This is a genomic window from Hymenobacter edaphi (assembly GCF_003258365.1).
Classification (GTDB): domain Bacteria; phylum Bacteroidota; class Bacteroidia; order Cytophagales; family Hymenobacteraceae; genus Solirubrum; species Solirubrum edaphi.
In genome coordinates this window covers 173,209-197,156 of sequence record NZ_QHKM01000002.1, presented here as the reverse complement: position 1 = coordinate 197,156, position 23,948 = coordinate 173,209, and the positions used below count along the sequence as shown (strand labels likewise).

Here is a 23,948-nt window from a genome sequence, read left to right as displayed (position 1 = left end):
TTCATTTGTAACGTTTAATTCAGCTTGACGCGCGGGTCGAGCACGGCGTAGAGCACGTCGACGGCGATGTTGATGACCACGAAGAGGAAGGCCACGAACAGCGTGGCGCCCATCACCACCGGGAAGTCCAGGTTTTCGACGGCGCGCAGCGTGACGGTGCCCAGGCCCTTCCAGTTGAAGATGTACTCGATGAAGAAGGCCCCCGCCATCAGCGAGGCCAGCCAGCCCGATACGGCCGTTACCACCGGGTTCAGGGCGTTCTGCAGGGCGTGGTGCCACACGGTGCGCGGCTTCGAGAGGCCCTTGGCCCGCGCCGTGCGCACGAAGTCCTGCGACAGCACGTCGAGCATGGAGCTGCGCGTGAGCTGCACAATGACGGCCAGGGGCCGCACGCCCAGGGCCAGCGCGGGCAGCAGCAGGTTGCGCCACACCACGTGCGACTCGGCCGTGAACGGGTCCGTCTCGAACAGCTGCCCGGTCAGGCTCAGGCCCGTCCAGTGGCTCCAGTAGAAGCCGAAGGTCATGGCAATGAGGATGGCGGCCACGAACGAGGGCACCGAAATACCCAGCACCGACACCGTCAGCAGCGTGCGGTCGACCCAGGTATGGGCCCGCAGCGCCGCCACGATGCCGAAGCCGATGCCGAGCACCGCCGCCAGCAGCATGGCCGCCAGGGCCAGCCACAGCGTGCCGTCGAAGTGGTCGAGCAAAATGTCGAGCACGTCCTTATTCGACTGAAACGAGCGGCGCAGGTAGGGCTTCTTGAGCACCACGGCCCGCTCGCCGCCCAGCGGCAGCAGCGTCACGCCCCCGTAGCGGGCCACGCCGGCCGAGTCGCGCGGGTGCACGCCCACCGGCGACACGTCGTTGAGGTAGCCGGCCAGCTGCACGGGCACGGGCTGATCGAGGCCCAGGTCGGCGGCAATGGCGGCGCGGGTGGCCACGTCGCTGCGCTGGCCCGCCAGCAGGGCCACCGGGTCGCCGGGCAGCACCTGAAACAGCAGAAACACCGTCAGGGCCACGCCGGCCAGAATCAGGATGCCGTGCAGCAGGCGGCGCAGGATGAAGAGGAGCATGAGTCAGTTGTCAGTTGCGAGTTGTCAGCTGTTGGTCCGTTCTGACAGCGGCCTTTGCCCTGACAACTGTCAACTCACAACTGACAACTTCCCTACAGCGCTTCCTCCAGCTTGGCGCGGCTGGGAATGTCGTGGTAGTGGTACTTGCCCTTCACCACGCCGTCCTGCAGCAGCAGGAAACCGGGGTTGGAGCGGATCATCGACTTGAGCACCGTCGCGTCGGCGAAGTAGTACTTGCCGGGCAGGTTCACCTCGTGGCGGAACACGTCGAACTCGTTGGGCGAGCTGCTGGTGATAATCATCGGGGTGATGCGCTTCTTGGAGGAATCGGCGCCGGCAATGAGCTGGTTGATGAGCGGAAACCGGTCCCGGTCGGCCTTGGTGGTGTTCTGGATGATGACCAGCAGCTTGTTGCCGGTCAGCACTTCCTTGGTCAGCTCTTCCTGCTCGCCGCCCCACACCCGGAAATCGGTGATTTTGGGGCCGTCTTCGGGGTTCAGGGCCACCATCTGCTTGAACTTCCAGAGCGTATCCGTGGGGTACTCCGTGAATTCCTGGGTGGTGCCGCCTTTCTCCATGATGTACTTGTAGCGCAGCGGCGCGGCGGGCTGCATCAGCTTGCCGATGTCGTTGCCCACCTTGTAGGGCAGAAAATCGAAGTAGGGCAAGTGGCCCAGGGCGTACACCCCGATGCCCACGGCCACGGCCAGCGCGAAGGTCACGTACATGGTGCCCAGGGTGCCCTTGGCAAAGACGCGGCGCAGGTAGCGCTGATTAAAGAACACCACCGCCCAGAGCAGCAGCAGGAACATGTCCTTGAAAAAGGACGTCCAGGGCTTGAGCTTGATAAAGTCGCCGAAGCAGCCGCAGTCGGTGACTTTGTTGAAGGCGGCCGAGTAAAACGTGAGGAAGGCAAAGAACACCAGCAGCACCAGCAGGCTCCAGAGCGTGGTGCGCAGGTTCCAGCGCAGCAGCAAAGCCACGCCCAGCACCACTTCCAAGGAGCTGAGCGTGATGCTCAGCGTGCGGGCCATGCCATGAAACACCATGAAGAACGAGCCGAAGTCCTGCGCGAAGACCTCGAAGTATTCCTCCAGCTTGTAGGCCGTGCCGATGGGGTCGTTCAGCTTGATCAGCCCCGAAAAGATAAACAACCCGCCGAGCAACAGCCAGCAGAGTCGGACGAGCGTGCGCATGAGGTGGGACGGCTGGTGGCCGGCCGTCATGGCCGAGGTGGCAGCAGCGGAATCGGAAGTGGACATATCTACAAAGTAAGCGGCTGGCAAACGGCCGGGCAACGCGGAAGGTTTAAACCTCACCCCCGGCCCCTCTCCTTAGGGAGAGGGGTGCGTTCTGCTAAACAACCTTATTTCTTCCCTGGGTTGCCTCGCCGCACCAAATCGTTGCTGATGTCTGGCTCCCCCTACCTCGCTTGATGCGCGACATCTAAGGAGAGGGGGCCGGGGGGTGAGGTCACGCCGCCCCGCGCAGAATCAGCGCAAACACGGCGTAGTTGAGCATGTCGCGGTAGTTGGCTTCCACGCCTTCCGAGGCCAGGGTACGACCGTGCAGATCTTCGATCTGCTTGGTGCGGTGCAGCTTCATCAGGATGATGTCGGTGATGCTCGACACGCGCATCTGCCGCCAGGCCTCGCCGTAGTCGTGGTTTTTGGCGAAGAGCAGGCGGCGGTTTTCCCCGATTTCCTCGTCGTAGGTGGCCGCCACGGCGTCGGCCTCCAGGTCCAGGGGCGCGTCGGCGGGCAGGTGCAGCTGCATCAGGGCAATGACGCAGTAGTTCACGATGGCCACGAACTCGTCGTCGATGGGGTCCTGCACCAGCTGCGTGCCCTTCTCCTGAATGGAGCGGATGCGCTGGGCCTTGATGTAAATCTGGTCGGTGATGCTGGGCAGGCGCAGGATGCGCCACGCCGTGCCGTAGTCGTGGGTTTTGGCCAGAAACAGCGTCCGGCACTGCCCAATGACCTCGTCGTACTGCCGCGGGGTTTGGTCGTTCAACGTGAAAATGCTATTTTTAAAACAGAGCGGAGGTAGTAGGGCTTTGGTCTTAGAACGTTCTTTGCGCAGCTGACGGCGTTGCTTTCCGGCAATGCCTTAGCTGGGCCTCGCCTACGTCTGAACCGTTACCCGCCAAGCTTCTAAGCCTGAAATCCATGACTGGTCTGTCCGCGCAAGATACGCTATTTCGAGGCCGGCAGACGCTGCGCTGCCCCGGCGGCTCCGTGCTCGACCTGAGCCGCCCCCAGGTCATGGGCATTCTGAACGTGACGCCCGACTCGTTCTTCGCCGGCTCGCGGCTGGAAGCCGAATCCGACGTGCTGCGCCGCGCCGAGCAGATGCTCGAAGCCGGCGCGGCCATCCTCGACCTGGGCGGCTACTCCTCGCGCCCCGGCGCCGAGGACATCAGCCCCGAGGAGGAGCTGCGCCGGGTGCTGCCCGCCTGCGAAGCCATTCGCCGGCGCTTCCCCGAGGTCTTTCTTTCCGTCGACACCTTCCGGGCCCGGGTGGCCGAACAGGCCGTGCAGGCCGGGGCCAACATGATCAACGACATCGGCGGGGGCCTGCTCGACGCGGAAATGTTCCCGACCGTGGCGCGGCTGCGGGTGCCCTACGTGCTCATGCACATGCGCGGCACTCCCCAAACCATGACCCAGCACACCGCCTACGACGAAGACCTGGTGCTATCGGTCACGCGCTACTTCCGCGACCGGCTCACGGCCCTGCGCGCCCTCTGGCCCGCCGCCGACGTGGTGCTCGACCCCGGCATCGGCTTCGCCAAAACCCCGCAGCAGGGCTACGAGCTGCTGCGGCGGCTGCCCGAGCTGCGCACCGTTTTGGATTTGCCACTTTTGGTAGGACTTTCCCGTAAAACCCTCGTCTGGAAACCCCTGGGCCTCACGCCCGACGCCGCCCTGCCCGGCACCATTGCCCTGAATACCCTGGCCGTGCTCGGCGGGGCCCGCCTCGTGCGCGTGCACGACGTGGCCGAAGCCGCGCAGACCGTTCGCCTGCTCGAAAACACGCTTAGTACCTGACTCCTGACCCCAACGCCCATGTTTAACCCCGTCGCCATCGGCTTCCTGCGCATCGGCTGGATCGACGTCGTCGACGTGGTGCTGGTGACCATTCTGTTCTACCAGATCTACAAGCTGCTCACCGGCTCGGTGGCCCTGCGCATCTTCCTGGGCTTTCTGTCGATTTACCTCGTCTACCTGGTGGTGAAAGCCGCCGGCATGGAGCTGCTGACCATGATTCTGGGGCAGTTTATGTCGGTGGGTGTGCTGGCGGGCATTATCCTGTTTCAGCAGGAAATCCGTCGCTTCCTGCTCAACATCGGCAAGGTGACGGCCCTGGAGCGCATGCGCATGTTCTCGTGGCGCCGCGAAACGCCCATGCAGCGCATGTCCGTCACGCCCTTCGTGGAGGCGGCTAAAAGCCTGGCGGGCAAGAACACGGGCGCCCTCATTGCCTTTCAGCAGGCCTCCGACCTGAAGTTCTACGCCGAATCCGGCGACCTGCTCGACGCGGCCGTGAGCAAGCGCCTGCTCATGAGCATCTTCAACAAGACCTCCCCCCTGCACGACGGGGCCGTCATCATTGCCGCCGGCCGCATCCGGGCCGCGCGCTGCATTCTGCCGGTCAGCGAAAACCCCGACGTGCCCGCCTCCATGGGCCTGCGCCACCGCGCCGCCATCGGCCTGACGGAAGTGACGGACGCGGTGGTGCTGGTGGTGAGCGAGGAAACCGGGCAGATGTCCCTGGTGCGCGGCGGGGAGGTGTTCCGCAACCTCTCGTCCTCCGATTTGCGCGCCAAGCTCAACGAGTTCCTTTTCGACGCGCAGCCCCGCCCGGCGGCCCCGGCGGCGGTGGGCTCGGCGGCGGAGGTGGCGGCCTGAGCCGACCTACAAGCTTCCCACGTCTTGGGAATAGGCTGAAAACGGTTGTCAGACCCCGTTCCGGAATCCGGAACGGGGTCTGACAACCGTTTTTGGGCATTCCGCATTCCGGAATGATACCTGACAGCCGTTTTTGGGCATTCCGAAATGCGGAATGGGGTCTGACAGCCGTTTTTGCCCGTTCCGGAATCCGGAACGGGGGCTGACAGCCGTTTTTGGGCATTCCGGAAAACGGAACGCGTAACAATGCTTGCGGGGGCGGGCGCCGCCCGTTAGGCTACCGCAGTGGCTGGCTTGTTCTTCTTGCGCTGCGTGGAGGGCAGCAGGCTGAGGTTGAAGTACGGCTCGGCCTTTTCGGGTTCGGCGGCAAAGGCGCTGATGAGGGTACCGAAGTTGGCGAACAGGTGGACGGCCAGCTTCTTTTGGTCTTTGCCAATGGCTTGATTGCCTTCCTTGGTTTGCTTGGCGACTTTGCCCTGGTCGGTATCGGCGTCCTCAAAGGCTTTCAGGCGCGTTTGCAGCTCGGCCACGGCGGCAGCGGGCACCAGCGCGTCGTATTTGCGGGCCGTGAGCATGAACGCGCGAATATCGGTGCCGATGGATTTCTGCGAAGCCCCCGAAAACGCCGTGCGGCCCTTCGGGAAGAACTCCTTATACACGGCCGACTTCTCGTCGTGCTTCGGAAGAATATGCACGCGGGCTACCTCGGCGGGGTAGCTTTTCAGGGCGTCGAACGCACTGCCCACCGAACCGGTGTGGCTGCCCCGCTCGGCCGTGACGGCCCGGCCCGTGCCCAGCCCTACCTGAAACTGCTCGTAGAGCGGGCGCAGCCGGGCAGCCATAGCGGCCGTGTCGGGGGCGTCTTCGGGCTGCTTGTCGGCGTCCAGCGCGTCGAGGTGGTCACCCACCAGCTGCTTCATGGTTTCGCGGCTGATGGATTTGCTCAGGAAGAAGTTCCGGAAGCGTTTTTTGAATGGCGAGGCCATACGTTGGGAAAGGATGAAAGTGGAAAAATGGAACGACTCGCAATAGGTAATAGTGGTAATCGGGACGTGGAGGAAATATAGAAAAAGGGCGGAATACTCAACCGTAATAACGGGGCGCTTCCGCCAAGAAATTTCAGTTCTCAACGGACTGATAATGACAGCACCGCCATACGATAAAGGCCGGTCTGGAGGGACCGGCCTGTGGGGAAAATGCGATGGAGTGCCCGCGGCTTTAGTGGGCAGCTGCTTTGGCTGGTTTGGCGGCTTTTGTGGTGGCAGCGGGCGTCGGCACCTGGAACCGGGTCCCCGTTCCCGTGGCATTCTGGAAGCTTCCGCTCACGCCGGCCTTGTCGGCATTGCGGTCGGCTTCGGCCTGCGACACGCTCGACATTCCCTGCACGGCCACGCCCGAGCCGTTTTGCTTTTGCGTCTGGTATATCGTCGTGGGGCTCGACGAAGTCGCGGGCTTGTTGCCCTGGGCAACTGCGCCGGCGGCAATGGTCGTCAGCAACAGAATTACGGTGACCAGTCTTGTCATGGCAGCTAATGGTTGTAAAAACGTGTACGTGTTGGCTCGTATTCCAATGTAGCAGAAGCCCTTTAAAACCAGGTTACCCAGGCATCCCTCTCGCGGTTGATTTTGCGGGCGGCATTACGTGGACTTTGCCCGGGCTCGGGGCCGCCCGCAGCCCCTACCGGTACAGCAGATATTTCTTGCGCATCTGCTTGTATTGGCTCAGGCCCGGCTCCCAGGAGGCGCGGATTTGCTCCGGCGTCTGGCCGGCTTCGATCTGCTTTTTGAAGTCCAACGTGCCGGCCAGACCGTTGATGTTGCCGATTTCCTTGCTCTGGGTGCGGTCGAAGAAGTGCGCCTTGTCGGGGTAGGCGTTGTAGAGCGTAATCATCCAGTCCAGGTTGAGGCGCTTGGTTTTGCGCAGCTCGCGGGTGTCGTACTGGCGCAGGTCGAGGCCGTAGCACACCTGGTTCATGTGCAGCGGCGTTTCGCTCATGCCCGGGATGCTGACGGGCGTGTAGGCGAAGCTGAACTTGCCTTGGAGGGCGGGGCTGCCGAGCACGGTGAAGGGAAACTGCGTGCCGCGGCCGTGGTTGAGCACGGTGCCCTCGAACAGGCAGGTGGAGGGGTAGAGCAGGATGCTCTGCGGGGTATTCAGGTTGGGCGAGGGTTTGACGGGTAGCACGTACTCCATGTCGTGCCGGTAGTTCTTCACCGGGATGATGCGCAGCCGGCAGGGCTTGCCGCCGGGCAGCCACTTTTCGCCGTTGACCATCTGGGCAAACTCGGCGACGGTCAGGCCGTGGGCAATGGGAATGGGAAACTGCCCGATGCCGGACTTGAGCTGCATGTCGAGCACGGGCCCGTCGACGAGGTAGCCGTTGGGGTTGGGCCGGTCGAGGATGAGCAGCTCCTTGTCGTTCTGGGCGCAGGCGTCCATCAGGTTGCGCAGCGCGTTGATGTTGGTATAGAAGCGGCAGCCCACGTCCTGCAGGTCGTAGAGCAGCACGTCCACGTCGGCCAGGTCTGCGGCGGAGGGCTGGCGCTTCGGGCCGTAGAGCGAAATGATGGGAATGCCGGTGGCCGGGTCCTTTTCGTCGGCCACGTGCACGCCCGCGCTGGCGTTGCCCCGGAAGCCGTGCTCCGGCCCGAACACCTTCACGATGTTCACACCCCGGCTCTGCAGGCTGTCGACCAGGTGCTTCCGGCCGATGATGGTGGTGAGGTTAGCCAGCACGGCCACGCGCTTGCCCTGGAGGTAGGGCAGGTAGGCCGCGGTCTGGTCGGCGCCGGTGATGGGACCCGGGGCGGCTACGCGGGCCGGCGGGAAGGGCTTTTCGGCGGGCTGGGGGCGGAGGTAGCCGGCCAGGGCGCCAGCAATCAGCAGGGGGGCTAAGGCAGCGTACAGTTTCATGGGGCGGGCAAGGTGGGACTGGTTGTGGAAGTTACAGTTTATCGATGGCCACTACGCTGATTGGTCCGTCACCCGGCCCGTTGCTGCTTTCTGCCAACCCTACGGCCCGAACACCTCCCGGTGGTACGTCTGCTTGCCCTCTAGAAACCACAGCTTGTCAACCGTGAATGTATTCGGACCTATGTGCAGAATGCGACTCTTCTCTACCCGGCCTTTGAAATCCTTCAGCAGAATATACCGACCTTTTAGCTCGTAGGTGAATCTAAAAGCGGTGTCTCCTCTACTGGAGCCAAGCACAGTGCTGTCATAAAATATTAAGCTAGGCATTATGTAATTGCTCTGGTCATCATTCCTCCACAATTCCCCGCGCTTGTTTATCAGTAGTTCTTTTTGAATGGGCATCCCAACGGTTCCCTCATTGACAGCACAGCCGCTTACACAAGCTGCACTGCCTGCCAACAGCAAGCACAAGGCAACGCTCGAATTCATAGTAACCTGCGCAAATGCGTTTCACTTAGTCACGGCAGTATAATCAAACGAAAAGGCCCACCGAAACTCGGTGGGCCTTGTTGCTTCAGCAGTAGCAAGCCTCAGGGCGTGTTCGTCACCACCTGCCCGGCCTCGGGCTGCTGGGCCTCCGGCGCCTTGATGGTGCCCAGCTCGCGGCCGACTTCGATGAAGGCGTTGATGGCCTTATCCAGATGCGCGCGGGTGTGGGCGGCCGAGAGCTGCACGCGGATGCGGGCCTGGCCCTTGGGCACCACCGGGAAGTAGAAGCCCACCACGTAGATGCCCTTTTCCAGCATCTTGGCGGCGAAGTCCTGGCTGAGCTTGGCGTCGTAGAGCATGACGGGCACGATGGGATGCTCGCCGGGCTTGATGTCGAAGCCGGCGGCGGTCATTTTCTCGCGGAAGTACTTGGTGTTTTCCTCCAGCCGGTCGCGCAGCTCAGTGCTTTCCGTCAGCAAATCGAGCACGCGGATGCTGGCGCCCACGATGGCCGGAGCCAGCGTATTCGAGAACAGGTAGGGGCGGCTGCGCTGGCGCAGCATGTCGATGATTTCCTTGCGGCCGGAGGTGAAGCCGCCCATGGCCCCGCCCAGGGCCTTGCCCAGCGTGCCGGTGATGATGTCGACGCGGCCCATGGCGTTGCGGTACTCGTGGGTGCCGCGGCCGGTTTTGCCCAGGAAGCCCATGGAGTGGCACTCGTCAATCATCACCAGGGCTTCGTACTGGTCGGCCAGGTCGCAGATTTTATCGAGCTGGGCGATGGTACCGTCCATCGAGAACGAGCCGTCGGTGACGATGATGCGGTGGCGGGTGCCTTTCTCCTTCGCGTCCTGGAGCTGCTTTTCCAGGTCCTGCATGTCGTTGTGGGCGTAGCGGTAGCGCTGGGCCTTGCACAGGCGCACCCCGTCGATGATGCTGGCGTGGTTCAGCGCGTCGGAAATGATGGCGTCCTGCTCGTTGAACAGGGGCTCGAACACCCCGCCGTTGGCGTCGAAGGCGGCGGCGTAGAGGATGGTATCCTCGGTGCCCAGAAACTCGGCCAGCTTGCGCTCCAGCTCCTTGTGAATGTCCTGGGTGCCGCAGATAAAGCGCACCGACGACATGCCGTAGCCGTGCGAGTCGATGGCTTCCTTGGCGGCCTTGATGACTTCGGGGTGCGACGACAGGCCCAGGTAGTTGTTGGCGCAGAAGTTGAGCACCTCCCCGGCCTCCGAGGTTTCGATTTCGGCGCCCTGGGGCGAAGTGATGATGCGCTCCTTTTTGTAGAGGCCGGCGTCCTTGATTTCCTGGAGCTGCTGCTGCAGATCGGGCTGAAGGGTGGTGTACATGGGGAATGGGCTTTCTGGGAATGACGGGGAACCGCCGGCGAAGGTACGGCAGCGGCGGAAGTTCGCCCGGCTTATCTTGACGGGCAAACTTCCCCGGGTATGACGAAATATACGCTGTACCGCGCCAGCGCCTGGCTGTTCATCGGCGCGGCCTTGTGCTGTCTGCTGCTGTTTAAGCGCATGTTGGTGTGGGTGTTCGGCCTGCCCGCGCTGATTCTGGAACCGCCGCGCTACTTCTGGCCCCACGAGTTGCACGTAGCCGTCGAGGAAGCCGGTTTCCGGCTGCTCTGCGGCACATTGGTTTTGGGCGTTGCCAACGCCGCGTTGCAGGGATGGGCCGGCCGCGCGCGGCAGCCCTGGGCACGACACCTGTTCATGCTGCGGCGCATAAGCTACCTGTTGTTATTCCTGATTGCCGGCCAGCTGTTCTTTTTCCTGATTTTGCCCCACGGTCCCATCATCTAGCCCGGCATCCAATACGTCCCGGCGGCGTAATACCCGTTGTTTTGCATTTTCGCCCTCTCCTTGGGCTTTGGCCGGACCTTTTCGGCTTTTCCGGGGTTACTTACCTGCATGAACGTCCACCTCCAACAGATTCTCGACAACCCGCTGGCCGCGGCGGCCATCGTCGGCAACCTGATTATCATCGAAAGCCTGCTCAGCGTGGACAACGCGGCGGTGCTGGCCACCATGGTCGGCGACCTGCCCAAGGAGCAGCGCCAGAAAGCCCTGCGCTACGGCATCATCGGGGCCTACGTGTTCCGCGGGGTGTGCCTGCTCTTCGCTTCCTTCCTCATCAACTTCTGGTACCTCAAGCCCCTGGGCGGTCTGTATCTGCTCTATCTCTGCTACCAGCAGTTCCGCCCCAAAGGCCGCAGCGCGGACGACGACGCTGCCGACGCGCCCGACAAGGGCAAAAGCTGGCTGTACCGCCGCACCCTGGGCGCCTTCGGGCAGTTCTGGGCCACCGTGGCCCTGATCGAGCTGATGGACCTGGCCTTTTCCATCGACAACGTCTTTGCCGTGGTGGCCTTCACCGACAACCTGATTCTGGTGTGCGTGGGCGTGTTCATCGGCATTCTGGCCATGCGCCTGGTGGCCCAGGCCTTCGTGCTGCTGATGGCCCGCTACCCGTTCCTGGAAACCTCGGCCTTCCTGGTCATCGGCATTCTGGGCCTGAAGCTGCTGCTGTCCCTGTTCGAGCATTTTCAGCCCGCGCACCCCGTCAGCGTGTTCCTGGAAAGCCACGCCGCCGACGTGGGCCTGACGGCGCTGACGGTACTCATGTTTCTGGTGCCGCTGGCCTCTTCCCTGCTCTTCAACGTGCCCCGCCACCAGCGGCTGCCCTAGCAGCCCGGCCGCGCCAGCCGACGGTAGCACTGGCAGTCATTGCGAGGAGAGACGACGCAGCAGTCTTCAGCAGCACCGCCGCCCGAACTGACAGAAACCGAAAACAGCCCCGCCCGAAACCGGAGTTACTGGTTTCGGGCGGGGCTGTTTTCGGGTAGTGCGTGCTGTACCGTTTGTGCCGCGAGCGGCCAGAGTGGCTACGCCTTCCGGCGGTTGCCGCGCTTGACGACGTCGACCTTCGGTTCGCGCGCAATGACTGCGGGGTGAACCGGCCGCATCAGGCCCGCGAGTTTTCCACACGGCTTTGCACACGCGGTGGATAACGCCTCAGGCCAGCGCGGCTTGGGGCTTTTTCTTTTTTGATTTGTGGCGGCGGCCCCACCAGATGACGGTGCCCGTGACGGGCAGCGAGGCCGCAATCAGGCTGGCCAGAAAGGCCACGATTTTGCCGCCGAAGCCCAGCAGCTGGCCGGTGTGCAGGTCGTAGTTCATGTCGGAGAAGCGGGTGGCCGTGCCCTTGCGGGCGTGGGGCAGGAACTGCAGCACCTCGCCGGATACCGGATGAAAGGCGTATTCGTCGCGGTGGTAGTAGTGCAGGGTTTTGCCGTAGGTCCAGCAGTACACCGGGTCCTTGCGGCTGCCCGTCGGGCCCAGCAGAATCATTTCGGCCCGGGGCGAGAGGCGGCGCGCGGCGCGGTACACCACATCCGGCAGGGGCTGCGCGGCGGCGGCGGCGGGCTGCAGCGTGTCGACTTTGGCCGTTATCTTTTCCCGCGCATCCACTGGGCCGCCGTTGATGACGAACATGCTCGATTCGAGCATCCAGGGGAAAATCATGAACAGGCCCGTCAGGGCCAGCATCAGGGCAATGGCGGCGGCGTAGAAGCCGAGCACGTTGTGCAGGTCGTAGTTGATGCGCCGCCAGCGCGCCCCCCACTTGATGGTCAGGCGCTGCTTCCGCTCCTGCCGGCGCTTGGGCCACCACAGCACGATGCCCGTCAGCAGCATCACCACGAATACGCTGATGCTGATGCCCACCACCCACTTGGCCACCGCCTCGGGCAGCAGCAGGTGCATGTGGATTTCCTGGACGATGCTGAAAAAGTGCGTGCGCAGATCCGTTTCGTGCAGCACCTGCCCGCTGTAGGGATTCAGCGACACCATGATGGGCGCGCCGGCCTTATCGGTGAAGAACACCGTGGCCGAGCGCTCCGGCCCGAAGTAGGTGGTCCAGCAGTCCTTGGCCGCAATGCCGGGGTGCGCGGCCAGCGCGGCCGCCTGCAGCTGCGAGGGCAGCAGATACGCAGTCTGCTGCACCGGCACCTTGCGCCAGGGCTCGGTCAGGTCCCGAATGTCGTCCTGAAAGGTGAAGATGGCCCCGGTGATGCTCACAATAAACACGACCAGCCCGGACGCGAGGCCGAGCCAGAGGTGCAGCTTGCCGATGGCTTTTTTGAAAGGCGTCATAGGCCGAAAGCTAAAAGGGAAAAGCCGGTGGGCGGCGGGCGGCGGTTCGGCGGCCTCAGCCCCCGGGCACTCATCACGCTGCTGGTACTTGTGGTGAACCACCGCGAAGCGGGGCGCCGCCCGCCCCGCTCGTTAGAACTTGTAGGCGATGCTACCGACAATGCTGCGCAGCTTCTGCGGGTTCATGGTGGTGTAGCCGGTCCAGTACTGCTGGTCGGTCAGGTTATCCACCTTGGCCGAAATGCGGTACTTGGGCTGGTCGTAGAAGATGCTGGCGTTGAAGAGCGTGTAGCTGGGCAGCGTAAACACGTTGTTGTTCGCGTTCTGCACGCGGTTTTCGCTGGCGTAGTTGCCGCCGAAGCCCGCGCCCAGGCCGCGCAGCGCGCCCTCGGGCTGGCGGTAGCTCACCCAGGCGTTGGCCAGGTAGGGCGAGGAGGCGGTGTTGGGCCGGCGGCCGTTCACGTCCTCGGGCGAGTCCTCAAACTTCGACTCGTTGTAGGAGAAGCCGCCGACCACGTTCAGGCCGCGCACCGGGTTGGCCACCAGGTTGACTTCCAGGCCCTGGCTGCGCTGGGTGGCATCCTGGGCGTTAATGGCTTCAAACGTGATGGGCGAGTAGCCCAGCAGCCGCAGCCGGTCCTGCACCCGGATGTTGTAGTAGCTCACCGTGGCGCTGAGGCGGCCGCCGGCGGCGTCCAGCTTCACCCCGCCTTCCCACTGGTTGGCGCGCTCGGGCCGGGCCAGCGGCCGGCTGCCGTCGGCGGCCAGGTAGAGGCCCAGGTTGTTGAAGCTGTTCTGGTAGTTGGCAAACACGCTCACCCGGTCTTTCACCGGCTGGTACACCACCCCGAGCTTGGGCGAAAACGTGGTCTGCTTGTACGCCGCCACCGGCGAGTAAAACAGCCCGCCCGTGTTGCTGACGTGGTCCACCCGCAGGGCGGCCAGCACGCTCAGCTGCTCGGTCAGGTTCAGCACGTCCGACACGAAGGCGCTGTAGGTATTCGACTTGGTGGTGACCAGGTAGCGCCCGCCGCCGCCGCTGGCGTACACGGCGTTCATGTTAGCGCCGTTGAACTGATCCAGCACGGGCCGCGGCGAGGCCAGGGCCACCGTGTCGAAGTTGGCGCCCACGAAGTTGATGTCCGAGTTGATGCGCAGGAAATCCAGGCCCAGCACCACGCGGTTGCGCAGGCTGCCCACCTGGAAGTCGCCGTTGAACAGCTGCTGCGCCTCCCACAGCTGCTTCTGGCTGTTGTCCGTCGATTGGTCGGCCCGTACCAGGTAGTTGTCGGCGGCGGGCAGTTCGGGGTGGCGGCGGCGGAAATCCGCGGTCGACGGCGTCAGGTAGAAGTACGCCGAGTTGCCGTTCGAGTAGCTGTGGCTGCTGGTCAGGTAGGTCGTGGCCGTGAAGCTGGGCGAAATCTTGTACTGCACCTGCCCGAACAGGTTGGTGCTGCGCGAGTCCTGAATCAGGCCCGGCCCCTGGTACGACTGGCGGTAATCGAACGGCGACTTGTCGGCCCGGTCGAAGCCCAACTGGGCCGGTGCGAAGTACAGGAAGATGAACTGCTTGCCCGTGCCCCGGCCCTGGTAGATTTCCGCGTCGAGGTTCACCGTCAGCCGGTCCGTGGCGCGCCACTGCAGGCTGGGGGCCACGGCCAGGCTCTTGTTGAAGCCGGTGTAGCCCTTGTTCTGGAAGTTGTCCTCGTAGGTGTAGGCCGTGTTCAGGCGCAGGCCCAGGGTTTTGGGCTCATCGGCGGGCGCGCTCTGGTCCACCAGGTTCACGTCGGCCGACACGCGGTGGAAGCCGTAGGAGCCGGCCGCCACGTTGATTTCGCCGCCGAAGGTGTCGAGCGGCTTCTTGGTGACGCGGTTCATCAGGCCGCCGTACGAGGTCAGCGACGAGCCGAACAGCGTGGCCGAGGGACCTTTGATGACTTCCAGCTTCTCTAGGTTCACCGCGTCGATGTCGCCGGTTACGTTGCCGGCCACCCCGTTGCGCAGCTGGCTCTGCGTGACGAAGCCCCGCGCGGCGTAAAAGGCGCCGCCGTCGCCGCCGCGGCCGGTGGCGTCCCACATTTTCTGCAGGCCCGGCGCGTTGCGCGTCGCGTCGTCCACCGAAAACACCAGCTGCTCGGTCAGCAATTCCTTGCCCACGGTGGCGTACACCTGCGGGTTTTCCAGGTTGCCCAGCGGCATCTTGTTCACGTCCACCGACTGCTTGCGGTCGAACTTGTTGATGCGGTTGCCCTGCACCGTCACCTCGCGCAGCCGTTGGGCGCTTTCGGCCAGCACAAAGTCCACCGTCACCGGCTGCCCGCCGCTCACCGTCACCGGCTTTTCCGTCGTCTGCAGCCCCACGGCCGATACCACCACGCTGTACTCCCCGTCGCGCACCCGGTCGATAACGAACTGGCCCTTGCTGTCGGTAATGGCGCCCTGGGGGCGGCCCTTCAGGCCCACGGAAACAGCTTCGGCGGGCGAGCCGTCCTGGGTGCGGACGGTACCGCGAATGGTGGCAGTGGCTTGCTGGGCCCAGGCGGGCAGCGCAGTAGCCGAAACGATGGTTGCTATTCCTAGCAGGCGGCAGGTATTCATGGGGCTTTCTTTATTTGGAATCATTCCAAAGAGCTACAAAGAAAACGACGCAACTTTGCCGAGTAAAATCGTTACCCGATTTTGTTCTAAAGTTTATATGCTTGATTAGAAATAATCCAAATAACACTCGTTCTGAGGTGGCCATTCAGGCTGCAGTGCCGCCAAAGTCCGCGTATCGAGCCGGCCCGAGCCAGCGGGACTAAAAAACAAACGCCCCTTCGGCCGTTTGCCGAAGGGGCGTTTAGAGGAATCCGCTCGTCCGCATGGTCACCACACCTGACAACCATGCGAGTTGCCGCATCTGACGAGGGCTTCTATAGGCTTAAACGTAGCCCTGTACCCCGCCGGATGCGGCGGAAATGCGGATTTTGGGGTGCGCGGAGTGCGGAATTACAGCTCCGTATTTCACGTCAGGCCTTATTTTTTGGCCTGAGCCCGCTGCAGGTAGGCCTGCACGCCCAGGCGGCCGCTGTCCATGAGCTGCTGCTTTTCGGCTTCCGACATGCGCTTGATCTTGGGCGCGAAGCCGGCGGTATTGATGCTCACGGTGCGCGTCCAGTCCTCGGGCCGGGCGGGGTTTAGGTTTTCTTCCGTCAGGTTGTAGAGCGCCCCCACGTACGAGCCGAAACCCTTGATTTCGTAGGGCGCCAGGGCCTGCCGGCCGGTGGGCAGCGTGTCGAGGGCAATCTGCTCGGCCCGGTCAACGCGCAAGCCGAGGGTTTGGGGGTTGAACACGTTGCCGCGGGCGTCGGGCGTAGCCGGAGCGCCGGCGGGCAGGTAGCGCGGCTTGTCGAAGAGGTCGATGGGGTAGTTGGCCAGCATCCCGCCGTCGACCATCACCTGCACCGGCTGGCCTTTCTCGGGTCGGCCGTGGACGACATTGCCCTGCGCGTCGAGCAGCACGGCGCGGAAGTACAGCGGAATGCTCATCGAGATGCGCACCGCGTCGGCCACGCGCATCGTGGGGTTGGTTTCGTAGCTGAACACCTGCACGCGCTGCAGGGTGAGGTTGGTGCCGGTGGTGTACAGGTCGCGGAAGTGGCCGGGCTGTTGCTGAGCCAGCTGGTGCAGCTCGCCCAGGGTCAGGTTGGGCTTGCCCGTTTTGCGGGCCACCAGCCCCGCTATCTTGTTGGTGAGGGCGTCGCCGAGGTACCAGCCGTACTGCTTGCGCATGCGGTGCGAGCCGCCGAAGAAAAACCAGCGCCCGTCGTTGAAGCGCTGAATCGGGGTGTTGTTGACTTCCTGCACGATTTCGGCCGGGGTGTAGCCCACGGCCAGCAGCGCGGCCTGAATGGCGCCCGCCGAGGTGCCGCCCACCCGCTCAATGCCGCGCAGCACGCCCTGCTTGTCCAGCTCCTCCAGCGCCCCGCCGTAGGCCACGCCGCGGATGCCGCCGCCCTCCATCACCAGGTTGCGGTAGGGATAGGCCGATTGGGCCCGCGCCGCGCCGGCCACTAGTACCAAGCCGCTGAGCAGGCCGAGCCCGCGGCGCATCATCGTCACCGGTATAACGTTGTGCATCATAGCCCAAAGATAACCGTACTAGCCTCGAACGTTGCACGGCCCGGCCGGCGGCGTGCCGCCGGCCCGCAAACCGGGTATCTTTGCCCCCGGCCCGCTGCGGCCCCGAGACACCTTTCCCCTGATCGGCATTCCCCCACTCCTTCCCCCACTCCACCCCATGAGCACTACCGGCACAGGCGACACAATTCTGGTAATTGGCGCCGGCGGACAACTGGGCTTCGAGCTCACCCACGAACTGCGGCAGCGCTACGGCGCCTCGAACGTCATTGCGGCCGACGTGCGCCTGCCCAAGCACCCGGAGCTGGCCGAGGCCGGCCCCTTCGAGCAGCTCGACGTGCTCGACCGCGCCCGCCTCGGCGAAGTAATGCAGAAGTACCGGCCCAAGCAGGTGTATCACCTGGCCGCCCTGCTCTCGGCCACCGCCGAAAAGAACCCCGAATTCGGCTGGCAGCTGAACATGGATGGCCTCTTCAACGTGCTCAATGCGGCGCTGGAATACGACAAGCCCCGTATCTACTGGCCCTCGTCCATTGCCGTGTTCGGCCCGAACACGCCGCGCGACAACACCCCGCAGTACACCGTAATGGACCCCGGCACGGTGTACGGCATCAGCAAGCAGGCCGGCGAACTGTGGCTCGACTGGTACTTCCGCCGCCACGGCCTCGACGTGCGCAGCCTGCGCTACCCCGGCCTGATCGGCTACAAGAGCCTGCCCGGCGGCGGCACCACCGATTACGCCGTCGACATCTACCACCACGCGGTGCAGGGCCTGCCCTACCAGTGCTTTCTGCAGGACGATACCTACCTGCCGATGATGTACATGCCCGACGCACTCAAGGCCACGCTGGACCTGATGCACGCCCCGGCCGAGCAGGTGAAGATTCGCACCAGCTACAACCTGGGCGCCATGAGCTTTTCGCCGGCCGACATTACGCGCAGCATTCAGCAGCACCTGCCCGATTTCCAGGTCACCTACCAGCCCGACTCGCGCCAGCAGATTGCCGACAGCTGGCCCAAGAGCATCGACGACAGCCGCGCCCGCGAAGACTGGGGCTGGCAGCCCGAATTTGACCTGGATAAGATGACCGCCGATATGCTGCAGCACCTGAAAGCCGAGCCCGAGTACCTGGCCCCGCTGACGGCCGCCACGGCCAAGTAGGCGCAAGGCGCGCAGCCGCCCCTTGATTTCCGGTCCATAGCCAAGGCCCTGCGGAGTTGCTTCCGTGGGGCCTTGGTGTTCGTCTGCGCTTCGCAGCGAACATTGAGCCGCCCGCCTACCAGCGGCCCCGGCCCGCGCTGCATCGTTCTGGCCCGGCCTGCGTATCGAAAGCAGCTTTTCGACACGCCCCATGATTGTCAACTACACCGCCGAGGGCTGGCAGATCATCTACCAACAGGCCCACGCCCTGCTGGCGGCCCAGCTGCTGCACCAGTGGCCCGCCTTTCTGCCGCCGGCCCGGTGGGTGGGCCTGCTGGCCGCCGCCGCCCAGCACGACGACGGGCAGCGCCGCTGGGACGGCCGCTACGCCCTCACCCCCAACGGTGCGCCCGCCGACTTCACCATGAAGGCCTTCTCGCCCGAGCAGGCCCGCGAAGTCATGCGCGAGGCGCGGTTCCAGGGGCGCTGGCGCAGCCTGCTCACCAGCCTGCACCTGAGCTTTCTGTACGAGGAGCTGCGCGGCCAAAGCCCCGAAACCGATGCCTTCCTCGACGAGCAGCGGCGCTGCCAGCAGCGCTGGCGCCGGGAGCTGCAGCTGCGCAAAGCCGAGGCCGACCAGGCCTACGCCCTGCTGCAGTGGTGCGACCGGCTCAGCCTCATCCTCTGCCGCCACGAACTGCCCGACCTGGCGCGCGCCCTCGAAATCAGCCGGGGCCCCGATGGCCGCCGCTACGACGTGCGCCGCGCCGCCGCCGACGCGGTGCAGGTGCAGCCCTGGCCCTTCGCAGCCACGGAATTTGAGGTGTCGGTGGAGGCGGTGGAGCTGCGGCAGCTGCAGTTCGGCAGCGACGAGGAGCTGAGCGCGGCCATCAAGGCGGCGCCCATTACCACGCTGCGCTGGACGCTGCACCGTTGAGCTTCGGGCCGGGGCGGGCCAACGCCCGGCACAGGGCCGCCGTAGTACGGCAGAATCCTCCTTCGCCCCTTTCGGCTTCCGCTGCTTATGGCTTCCTCGTTTCGCCTTTCCTCCCTGTCCTCGTTGCTGAGCAATACCCTCGGGCAGTTCAACGAAAACAACTCCCTGCGCCTCGCCGCGGCCCTCTCCTACAACGCGGTGCTCTCGCTGCCGCCGCTGCTGCTCATCGTCATCACCGCCGCCGGCTATTTGTTCGACCAGGAAGCCATTCAGGGGCAGGTGTTTGCCCAGCTCAACGGCCTGGTGAGCCCCGACGCGGCCAAAACCGTGCAGGACTCCATCAACAGCTTCAACCAGCAGCGCCAGGGCGGCATGTCGGCCGCGCTGGGCATCGGCACGCTGATTTTTACGGCCACCACGTTCTTCGTCACCCTGCAGGAAAGCCTCAACAGCATCTGGAACCTGCGGGTGAAAACCGACGGCAACACCGGCGTGCTCAAGCAGTTTATCCGCGACCGGGTCCTCTCGTTCGGCCTGATTCTGAGCATTGCCCTGCTGCTGCTGATTTCCTTTGTCATCAGCGCCCTGCTCACCTTTTTCACCGGCTATCTGCAGCGCATCATGCCCGACGTGGCCGTGGTGCTCATTCGCTTGGTTGATTTCGTGCTATCGTTCAGCATCACCACGGTGCTCTTCGCCCTGATTTACCGCTTCCTGCCCGACGCCATCATCCGCTGGCGCGACGTGTGGGTGGGCGCCCTGGTCACGGCCGGGCTGTTTGTGCTCGGCAAATACCTGCTCACCTTCTACATCAGCACCTCCAACCCCGGCTCGGCCTTCGGGGCGGCCGGCTCCATCATCGTGCTGCTGGTCTGGATTTACTATTCCTCGCTGATCATCTTCTTCGGGGCCGAGCTGACCCAGCAGTACGCCGACTGCTACGGCGCCCACGTGGTGCCCAAAGCCCACGCTGTGCGCATCGAGGTGCGCGAAGTGCCGCCCGGGGAAAGCCAGGAAGAGCAGAAAACCGGCCGCCCCCACGCCGAAGGCCGCTGGCGCGGCTAGGCCCGCCGCTCATTTAAGGGCCTGAATGATTGCGGCAATGCACGAATCCGCTCCGGCAGGGCGTTGTGTTAGTTATCCGCTACTTTCCGGTCTGCCATGAATCGTTTGCTACTCCCCGCTGTGCTTGCCGCTACGGCCTGCACCTCCGACAAAGACGCCCAGCCCGCGCCGGGCCCGGCCACCTACCGCGTCACGTTCGAAGCCACCTGGAGCCCGGCTACGCATCCCGGAGCTTACCCGCCCGGCGCGCATTTTTCGCGGCTGATCGGGGTGGCCCACACCAGTTCCGCCGGCACCGGTATCGGCGACGTTGCTCACCGGGCCCTGTACCGGTCTGGTGCTCCGGCTAGCACGGGCATCAAAGACATGGCCGAACGTGGCGACAACACCGCCCTGCGCGGCGAGTTGGCTGCCCTGGCCACCGGCAACCTCATCAACGACTGGTTTGAGAGCCGCCAGGGCTCCATCGGTTCACCGGGGCAGTTTGTGGATACCGTCACCGTCGACGTGCAGCACCCGCTGGTCACGGCCGTCAGCATGGTCGCCCCCAGCCCCGACTGGTTTGTAGCCCTGGAAACCCCGGCGCTGCTCGACGCGGCCGGCCAGTGGCAGCGGCACCTGAGCGTGCCCGCCCGCACCTACGACGCCGGCACCGACAGCGGCGCGGACTTCACCTCCCCCGACCAGCCCACCGCGCCCGCGCAGCCGGTCCGGCTCATTTCCGGCGGTCCGCTGAGCCCCACAGGTGCCGCCGGGGCCCCGCTGGGCGTTTTTCACCTGGAGCGCATCCGCTAGCCGGCCGGCCGGCCGGCCTTGCGCTTTACGCCACAACCGGCGGAACCAGGGCCTCGACGGCCACTGGGCGGGCCCCCGAGCGGGCGCGCACCGAATCGTAGTGCTTGGCCAGGCAGTGGTAGAACACCAGCTCGTAGGCCCGCTGCTTGGACGGAAACAGGCGGTTGATGAGCATGTGAATCAGGCTGCTGAGGATGCTGTGCAGCTGCGCCGGGCTGGTGGCGGTGCGCTGCAGCTCCAGCAGGGCGGTGCGCTGTAGCACGTCGTAGGTGTCGGCGGCGCGCTGCGTCTGCACGGCGCAGCTGAAGGCCTGGTCCAGCATGGGGCGGTACTGGCGGTACTTGTCGTTGAGCTGGCGGCGCAGGGTGGCGTCGCCGCCAAATTCCTGGAAAAAGCTTTGCTGCAGCTGCTGGGCCAGGGCCGTGCGCGTGGGCAGAGGCATATCCAGCGTGGTCAGCAGGCGCTCCACCTTGGCGGCGGCAAAGCAGAAGCGCGCGTTTTCGTCGAACGTGCCGCTGGTTTGCTCCAGAAAGGCCAACGTGGACAGACTGTCGCAGCAAAACAGAGTTTCGCACAGCTCGATCTGCTGGTAGCCGTAGCGCTCCAGCTCGCGGCGGTAGGTGTCGGTCTGGATGCAGTGCACGCTGCCGGTGCGCACGTGCTCCTTGAGGCTGCGCTCCACTTCCTGAATGACGAAGTGGTAGAATTCCAGGTGGGTATTGCCGCGGAAGCGCAGGCGCAGGTGCGGGTCGTTGTCGCGGTAGCGCACGAAAAAGAACTGCTCCACGATTTTGCGGTCGAGCAGGCGCTGGATGACGGGGTAGAGCGTGTGCGCCAGCAGGGCATCGGAGATTTTTTCGCCGGTGTAGATTTTCAGGTACAGCCACTCCGAGCCGACCGAGAAGCGGCGCGGCGGCAGCTCGGCCGGGCCCGCGGCCAGCCCGGCAATGGCCGGCGCGGCGGAGTTGTAGAAGGGCAGCACCAGCTCGTTGGCGAAGGCCGGCGCGGCACCTTCGGCCGCCTGCAGCACCTCGTAGAGCCGCAGCGTGGGCGTTTTGCGCAGCTCCTGCGCCAGCAGGCGCAGGGAGTCGGGCACGTGCAGCGAGAGGCACAGCTCGTTGTCGCCGCTGGCCAGGGCAAACTGCGCCGGCACCCCGCGGCGGGTGAGCGTGGTGGCCAGGTGCATGAGGTTGTCGACGTCGAGGTCGGCGGCGCGCAGCACCCAGGTGGCCCGGCTCAGGATGATGTTGCGGTAGCGCACCCGGGGCAGGTAGTCCTGCTCGGCCAGCACGCTCCAGTTCCACTGCAGGTTCAGGTGGCCGTTTTGCTGCTGCAGGTCGCAGAGAAACCAGTAGACCGGGGGGCCGAGTCGGAAGTTGTGGGCGTTGGAGAGGCGCGGAATCACCCGCTTGTTGAGCCGCTGCGAGCGGAGCACCAGCTGCCCGTGGCGCACGGACACGCGCAGGTCGTCGAGCGGAATCTGGTACTCGGCGGGCACCGAGGCGCGGCCCAGGTAAGGAATTTCGTAGGTGTAGAGCGTGGGCCGCGTCATGATGTTGCCGGCCCGCGACTCGGGGAAGTGCACCACCTCGGCAAACACCACGTCGGGGTGGTGCGCCTCGGTGCGCTGCACGCAGCCGGCCACGGCGGCGGCCAGCTGCTCGTCGCCCTCGCAGAAGCGCCCCAGCAGCTGCACCGCCGAGGGGCCCTTGCAGGCCAGCAGGTTGAAGCGGTACTCGGCCCCGGCCACCGCGGGGCCGGCCGTGAGCAGGTTGCCGAAGGCGTAGAAGCTGTCGGGCAGGGGCGTGTCGTCGGCGGGGCGCTGCTGCTGAATATACGCCAGGTCGGCCGCCGTCAGCTCGATTTCGGGCTGGCCCTCGCGCAGGGCCCGGGCGTATTTTTCCAGCACCAGGGCCTGCCACCAGTCCCAGGCCGGGCGCGTCGGGGCCGCGCCGGTGGTGGGCAAGGAAAGGTCGTCGATCATAGGCGCGTAGCCGATGCCCAGCGGCGAGCTGCTGCCGTAGCCCACGCCGCACTCCTGGTCGAGGGCCAGGGCCAGGGGCACTTCCTCGTCTTCGTAGCGGGTGTAGAAGCGGCGCTTGAAGTCTTCCAGCTCGGCCGACTGCCCGGGCTGGTTCAGCACGAACAGCTGCTGCAGCTGCTGGCGCAGGTCGCGCAGCAGGGTTTCGCCGAGCTGGGGCCGCTGCGGGTAGTAGGTATCCACCCGCAGCGGCTCGACCAGCGGGGCGGGCAGCTGGCGCTCGGTCAGCCAGGCCCGGGCCTGCCGGCCCACGGTGGCCGGGTCGGCCTCGGCCCGCACCAGCGCCTGCAGCTCCTGCACCTGCGCCACCACCGCTTCGGTGCCCCGGAAAGCCGCCAGTCGCGCCAGCAGGGCGGGCAGGTAGTCGGGCCCGACCACGGTGGGCTCCAGCTCGCTGCGCAGCAGGCCGCTGCTCAGCAGCTCGTCGAGGTAGGCCAGGGCTTCGGCTTCTTCGATGCCCTGCTCCACCAGGTGCAGCAAAAGGGCGGGCAGGGTGGTGCCCGGGCGGGCCTGCCGGAGCACGCCCAGCAGGAAGGCATCGGCCTCCACGGCGCTGATGAAGTAGCGGCGCAGGGCCCCCTCGCGCTGCTGCTCCACGTAGCGCAGGCTCTCGCCGATGCTGTACACCGAGTTGTTGGGGAAGACCAGAGCCTGGCTGCGCACCACCGGCAAGCTCAGCAGCCACTCCTGCAGCAGCAGCAGGTATTCCATGTCGAGGCGGGTGTGGCGGCGCGGCGCGGCCGGCTTGGCTGCGCCGAGCTGCGTGGCCGGGCCCGAGCGCCCGAACGCGCAGCCAGCCAGCAGGCCGTAGGGCGTGCAGCGGCTGCTCATGCGAATGGCGTACTTGTGCAGGGTATCGAGCAGACGGGCTTCTTCCGAAATCGGCTCCCCCGCCAGCCACTGCAGCAGCCGCTCGTACAAGGAAGGCGACGCGACGTAAATGGCCTGCTGCGCGGCCGGCTCGCGGTACCAGTCGCGCATCAACTCGGCCAGGGGCTGCGTCAGCAGACGCTGCTGCAGCTGCTGCAGCCGTTGTAACGAATAAGCCGGCCGCCGTAATAAGAAGAATCCTTGGTCATGAATCATTAAATAAAGGTAGAGAAGTGGACTTTATTGACATTAAAAATAAGTTAAAATAATAGTTTCTTCATCATGTTTCCAGTCATTCAGGTAGGGCTTTGTCAATGAAGCCGGTACCAGCCGGGACTGATGGCAATTATTTACCCGCCGGCCTGCGGCGCCAACGGGCCACCCACGGCCCCAGCGCAGCCGCGCCGGGCGAGGCTCCGGG

19 protein-coding genes are annotated in these 23,948 nt (G+C 64.7%); 8 read left to right on the top strand and 11 right to left on the bottom strand.

The annotated features are described in order from the left end of the window. Positions 1 to 14: 14 nt before the first annotated feature. The 3 genes from DLM85_RS08510 to DLM85_RS08500 all read right to left on the bottom strand — a co-directional run bounded on the left by DLM85_RS08510 (position 15) and on the right by DLM85_RS08500 (position 3,092). Positions 15 to 1,076: an ABC transporter permease gene (locus tag DLM85_RS08510; protein WP_165822065.1), complete on the bottom strand. Its 1,062-nt coding sequence runs from the start codon at positions 1,074 to 1,076 to the stop codon at positions 15 to 17. 92 nt (positions 1,077 to 1,168) lie between these two features. Continuing rightward, complete coding sequence (locus DLM85_RS08505; RefSeq protein WP_341537760.1) at positions 1,169 to 2,338, bottom strand: BT_3928 family protein; 1,170 nt, start codon at positions 2,336 to 2,338, stop codon at positions 1,169 to 1,171. Positions 2,339 to 2,549: 211 nt separating this feature from the next. After that, positions 2,550 to 3,092 carry a DUF1599 domain-containing protein gene (locus DLM85_RS08500; RefSeq protein WP_111477685.1) on the bottom strand — a complete coding sequence of 181 codons (543 nt, stop codon included), beginning with the start codon at positions 3,090 to 3,092 and terminating at the stop codon, positions 2,550 to 2,552. 155 nt (positions 3,093 to 3,247) lie between these two features. Between DLM85_RS08500 and folP the strand changes: the two genes are divergently transcribed. Then, a complete protein-coding gene (gene folP, locus DLM85_RS08495; protein WP_111477684.1) occupies positions 3,248 to 4,129 on the top strand; it encodes a dihydropteroate synthase in 882 nt (293 codons plus the stop codon). 18 nt (positions 4,130 to 4,147) lie between these two features. Beyond that, entirely contained in the window at positions 4,148 to 4,990 is an 843-nt protein-coding gene (gene cdaA, locus DLM85_RS08490; RefSeq protein WP_111477683.1) for a diadenylate cyclase CdaA, read from the top strand. 272 nt (positions 4,991 to 5,262) lie between these two features. Here the strand turns inward: cdaA and DLM85_RS08485 are convergent, their stop codons facing one another. The 4 genes from DLM85_RS08485 to kbl form a co-directional block, all read right to left on the bottom strand. Further along, entirely contained in the window at positions 5,263 to 5,976 is a 714-nt protein-coding gene (locus tag DLM85_RS08485; protein WP_111477682.1) for a hypothetical protein, read from the bottom strand. A 232-nt stretch (positions 5,977 to 6,208) separates the two neighbouring features. Next, complete coding sequence (locus DLM85_RS08480) at positions 6,209 to 6,514, bottom strand: hypothetical protein (RefSeq protein ID WP_111477681.1); 306 nt, start codon at positions 6,512 to 6,514, stop codon at positions 6,209 to 6,211. Positions 6,515 to 6,668: 154 nt separating this feature from the next. Beyond that, entirely contained in the window at positions 6,669 to 7,904 is a 1,236-nt protein-coding gene (locus DLM85_RS08475; protein WP_111477680.1) for an exo-beta-N-acetylmuramidase NamZ family protein, read from the bottom strand. A gap of 590 nt (positions 7,905 to 8,494) precedes the next feature. Next, positions 8,495 to 9,742 carry a glycine C-acetyltransferase gene (gene kbl, locus DLM85_RS08465; protein WP_111477678.1) on the bottom strand — a complete coding sequence of 416 codons (1,248 nt, stop codon included), beginning with the start codon at positions 9,740 to 9,742 and terminating at the stop codon, positions 8,495 to 8,497. Positions 9,743 to 9,841: 99 nt separating this feature from the next. Here kbl and DLM85_RS08460 point away from each other — a divergent pair, with 99 nt between their 5' ends. Continuing rightward, positions 9,842 to 10,207, top strand: a complete 366-nt coding sequence (locus DLM85_RS08460; RefSeq protein ID WP_111477677.1) for a hypothetical protein — start codon at positions 9,842 to 9,844, stop codon at positions 10,205 to 10,207. Positions 10,208 to 10,315: 108 nt separating this feature from the next. After that, positions 10,316 to 11,092: a DUF475 domain-containing protein gene (locus DLM85_RS08455; protein ID WP_111477676.1), complete on the top strand. Its 777-nt coding sequence runs from the start codon at positions 10,316 to 10,318 to the stop codon at positions 11,090 to 11,092. Positions 11,093 to 11,419: 327 nt separating this feature from the next. On the opposite strand, the gene DLM85_RS08450 is transcribed toward DLM85_RS08455, so the two are convergent. From DLM85_RS08450 to DLM85_RS08440, 3 genes are all read right to left on the bottom strand, one after another. Next, positions 11,420 to 12,559, bottom strand: coding sequence for a PepSY-associated TM helix domain-containing protein (locus DLM85_RS08450; RefSeq protein ID WP_111477675.1), 1,140 nt, complete (start codon positions 12,557 to 12,559; stop codon positions 11,420 to 11,422). Between the two features lie 132 nt (positions 12,560 to 12,691). Further along, the gene (locus tag DLM85_RS08445) at positions 12,692 to 15,181 is read right to left on the bottom strand and encodes a TonB-dependent receptor (RefSeq protein WP_243635902.1); all 2,490 of its coding nucleotides are present in this window, start codon (positions 15,179 to 15,181) and stop codon (positions 12,692 to 12,694) included. A 393-nt stretch (positions 15,182 to 15,574) separates the two neighbouring features. Then, positions 15,575 to 16,681, bottom strand: a complete 1,107-nt coding sequence (locus tag DLM85_RS08440; RefSeq protein WP_111477673.1) for a patatin-like phospholipase family protein — start codon at positions 16,679 to 16,681, stop codon at positions 15,575 to 15,577. A gap of 157 nt (positions 16,682 to 16,838) precedes the next feature. Here DLM85_RS08440 and DLM85_RS08435 point away from each other — a divergent pair, with 157 nt between their 5' ends. The 4 genes from DLM85_RS08435 to DLM85_RS08420 all read left to right on the top strand — a co-directional run bounded on the left by DLM85_RS08435 (position 16,839) and on the right by DLM85_RS08420 (position 20,616). After that, positions 16,839 to 17,840 (top strand): NAD-dependent epimerase/dehydratase family protein, encoded by a 1,002-nt coding sequence (locus DLM85_RS08435; protein ID WP_111477672.1) that lies wholly within the window; start codon positions 16,839 to 16,841, stop codon positions 17,838 to 17,840. Between the two features lie 190 nt (positions 17,841 to 18,030). Further along, on the top strand, positions 18,031 to 18,756 hold the full coding sequence (locus DLM85_RS08430) for a DUF3891 family protein (protein WP_111477671.1): 726 nt from the start codon (positions 18,031 to 18,033) through the stop codon (positions 18,754 to 18,756). Positions 18,757 to 18,843: 87 nt separating this feature from the next. Beyond that, positions 18,844 to 19,821: a YihY/virulence factor BrkB family protein gene (locus tag DLM85_RS08425; protein WP_111477670.1), complete on the top strand. Its 978-nt coding sequence runs from the start codon at positions 18,844 to 18,846 to the stop codon at positions 19,819 to 19,821. A 96-nt stretch (positions 19,822 to 19,917) separates the two neighbouring features. Further along, a complete protein-coding gene (locus DLM85_RS08420) occupies positions 19,918 to 20,616 on the top strand; it encodes a spondin domain-containing protein (RefSeq protein ID WP_111477669.1) in 699 nt (232 codons plus the stop codon). Between the two features lie 25 nt (positions 20,617 to 20,641). Here the strand turns inward: DLM85_RS08420 and DLM85_RS08415 are convergent, their stop codons facing one another. Then, a complete protein-coding gene (locus tag DLM85_RS08415) occupies positions 20,642 to 23,743 on the bottom strand; it encodes a lantibiotic dehydratase (RefSeq protein WP_111477668.1) in 3,102 nt (1,033 codons plus the stop codon). Positions 23,744 to 23,948: the final 205 nt, after the last annotated feature.

Coding starts and splice junctions, on each gene's coding strand:
- DLM85_RS08510 (WP_165822065.1), bottom strand. CDS start 1,076: ATGCTCCTCTTCATCCTGCGCCGCCTGCTGCACGGCATCCTGATTCTG.
- DLM85_RS08505 (WP_341537760.1), bottom strand. CDS start 2,338: ATGTCCACTTCCGATTCCGCTGCTGCCACCTCGGCCATGACGGCCGGC.
- folP (WP_111477684.1), top strand. CDS start 3,248: ATGACTGGTCTGTCCGCGCAAGATACGCTATTTCGAGGCCGGCAGACG.
- cdaA (WP_111477683.1), top strand. CDS start 4,148: ATGTTTAACCCCGTCGCCATCGGCTTCCTGCGCATCGGCTGGATCGAC.
- DLM85_RS08485 (WP_111477682.1), bottom strand. CDS start 5,976: ATGGCCTCGCCATTCAAAAAACGCTTCCGGAACTTCTTCCTGAGCAAA.
- DLM85_RS08480 (WP_111477681.1), bottom strand. CDS start 6,514: ATGACAAGACTGGTCACCGTAATTCTGTTGCTGACGACCATTGCCGCC.
- DLM85_RS08475 (WP_111477680.1), bottom strand. CDS start 7,904: ATGAAACTGTACGCTGCCTTAGCCCCCCTGCTGATTGCTGGCGCCCTG.
- kbl (WP_111477678.1), bottom strand. CDS start 9,742: ATGTACACCACCCTTCAGCCCGATCTGCAGCAGCAGCTCCAGGAAATC.
- DLM85_RS08460 (WP_111477677.1), top strand. CDS start 9,842: ATGACGAAATATACGCTGTACCGCGCCAGCGCCTGGCTGTTCATCGGC.
- DLM85_RS08455 (WP_111477676.1), top strand. CDS start 10,316: ATGAACGTCCACCTCCAACAGATTCTCGACAACCCGCTGGCCGCGGCG.
- DLM85_RS08450 (WP_111477675.1), bottom strand. CDS start 12,559: ATGACGCCTTTCAAAAAAGCCATCGGCAAGCTGCACCTCTGGCTCGGC.
- DLM85_RS08445 (WP_243635902.1), bottom strand. CDS start 15,181: ATGATTCCAAATAAAGAAAGCCCCATGAATACCTGCCGCCTGCTAGGA.
- DLM85_RS08440 (WP_111477673.1), bottom strand. CDS start 16,681: ATGATGCACAACGTTATACCGGTGACGATGATGCGCCGCGGGCTCGGC.
- DLM85_RS08435 (WP_111477672.1), top strand. CDS start 16,839: ATGAGCACTACCGGCACAGGCGACACAATTCTGGTAATTGGCGCCGGC.
- DLM85_RS08430 (WP_111477671.1), top strand. CDS start 18,031: ATGATTGTCAACTACACCGCCGAGGGCTGGCAGATCATCTACCAACAG.
- DLM85_RS08425 (WP_111477670.1), top strand. CDS start 18,844: ATGGCTTCCTCGTTTCGCCTTTCCTCCCTGTCCTCGTTGCTGAGCAAT.
- DLM85_RS08420 (WP_111477669.1), top strand. CDS start 19,918: ATGAATCGTTTGCTACTCCCCGCTGTGCTTGCCGCTACGGCCTGCACC.
- DLM85_RS08415 (WP_111477668.1), bottom strand. CDS start 23,743: ATGATTCATGACCAAGGATTCTTCTTATTACGGCGGCCGGCTTATTCG.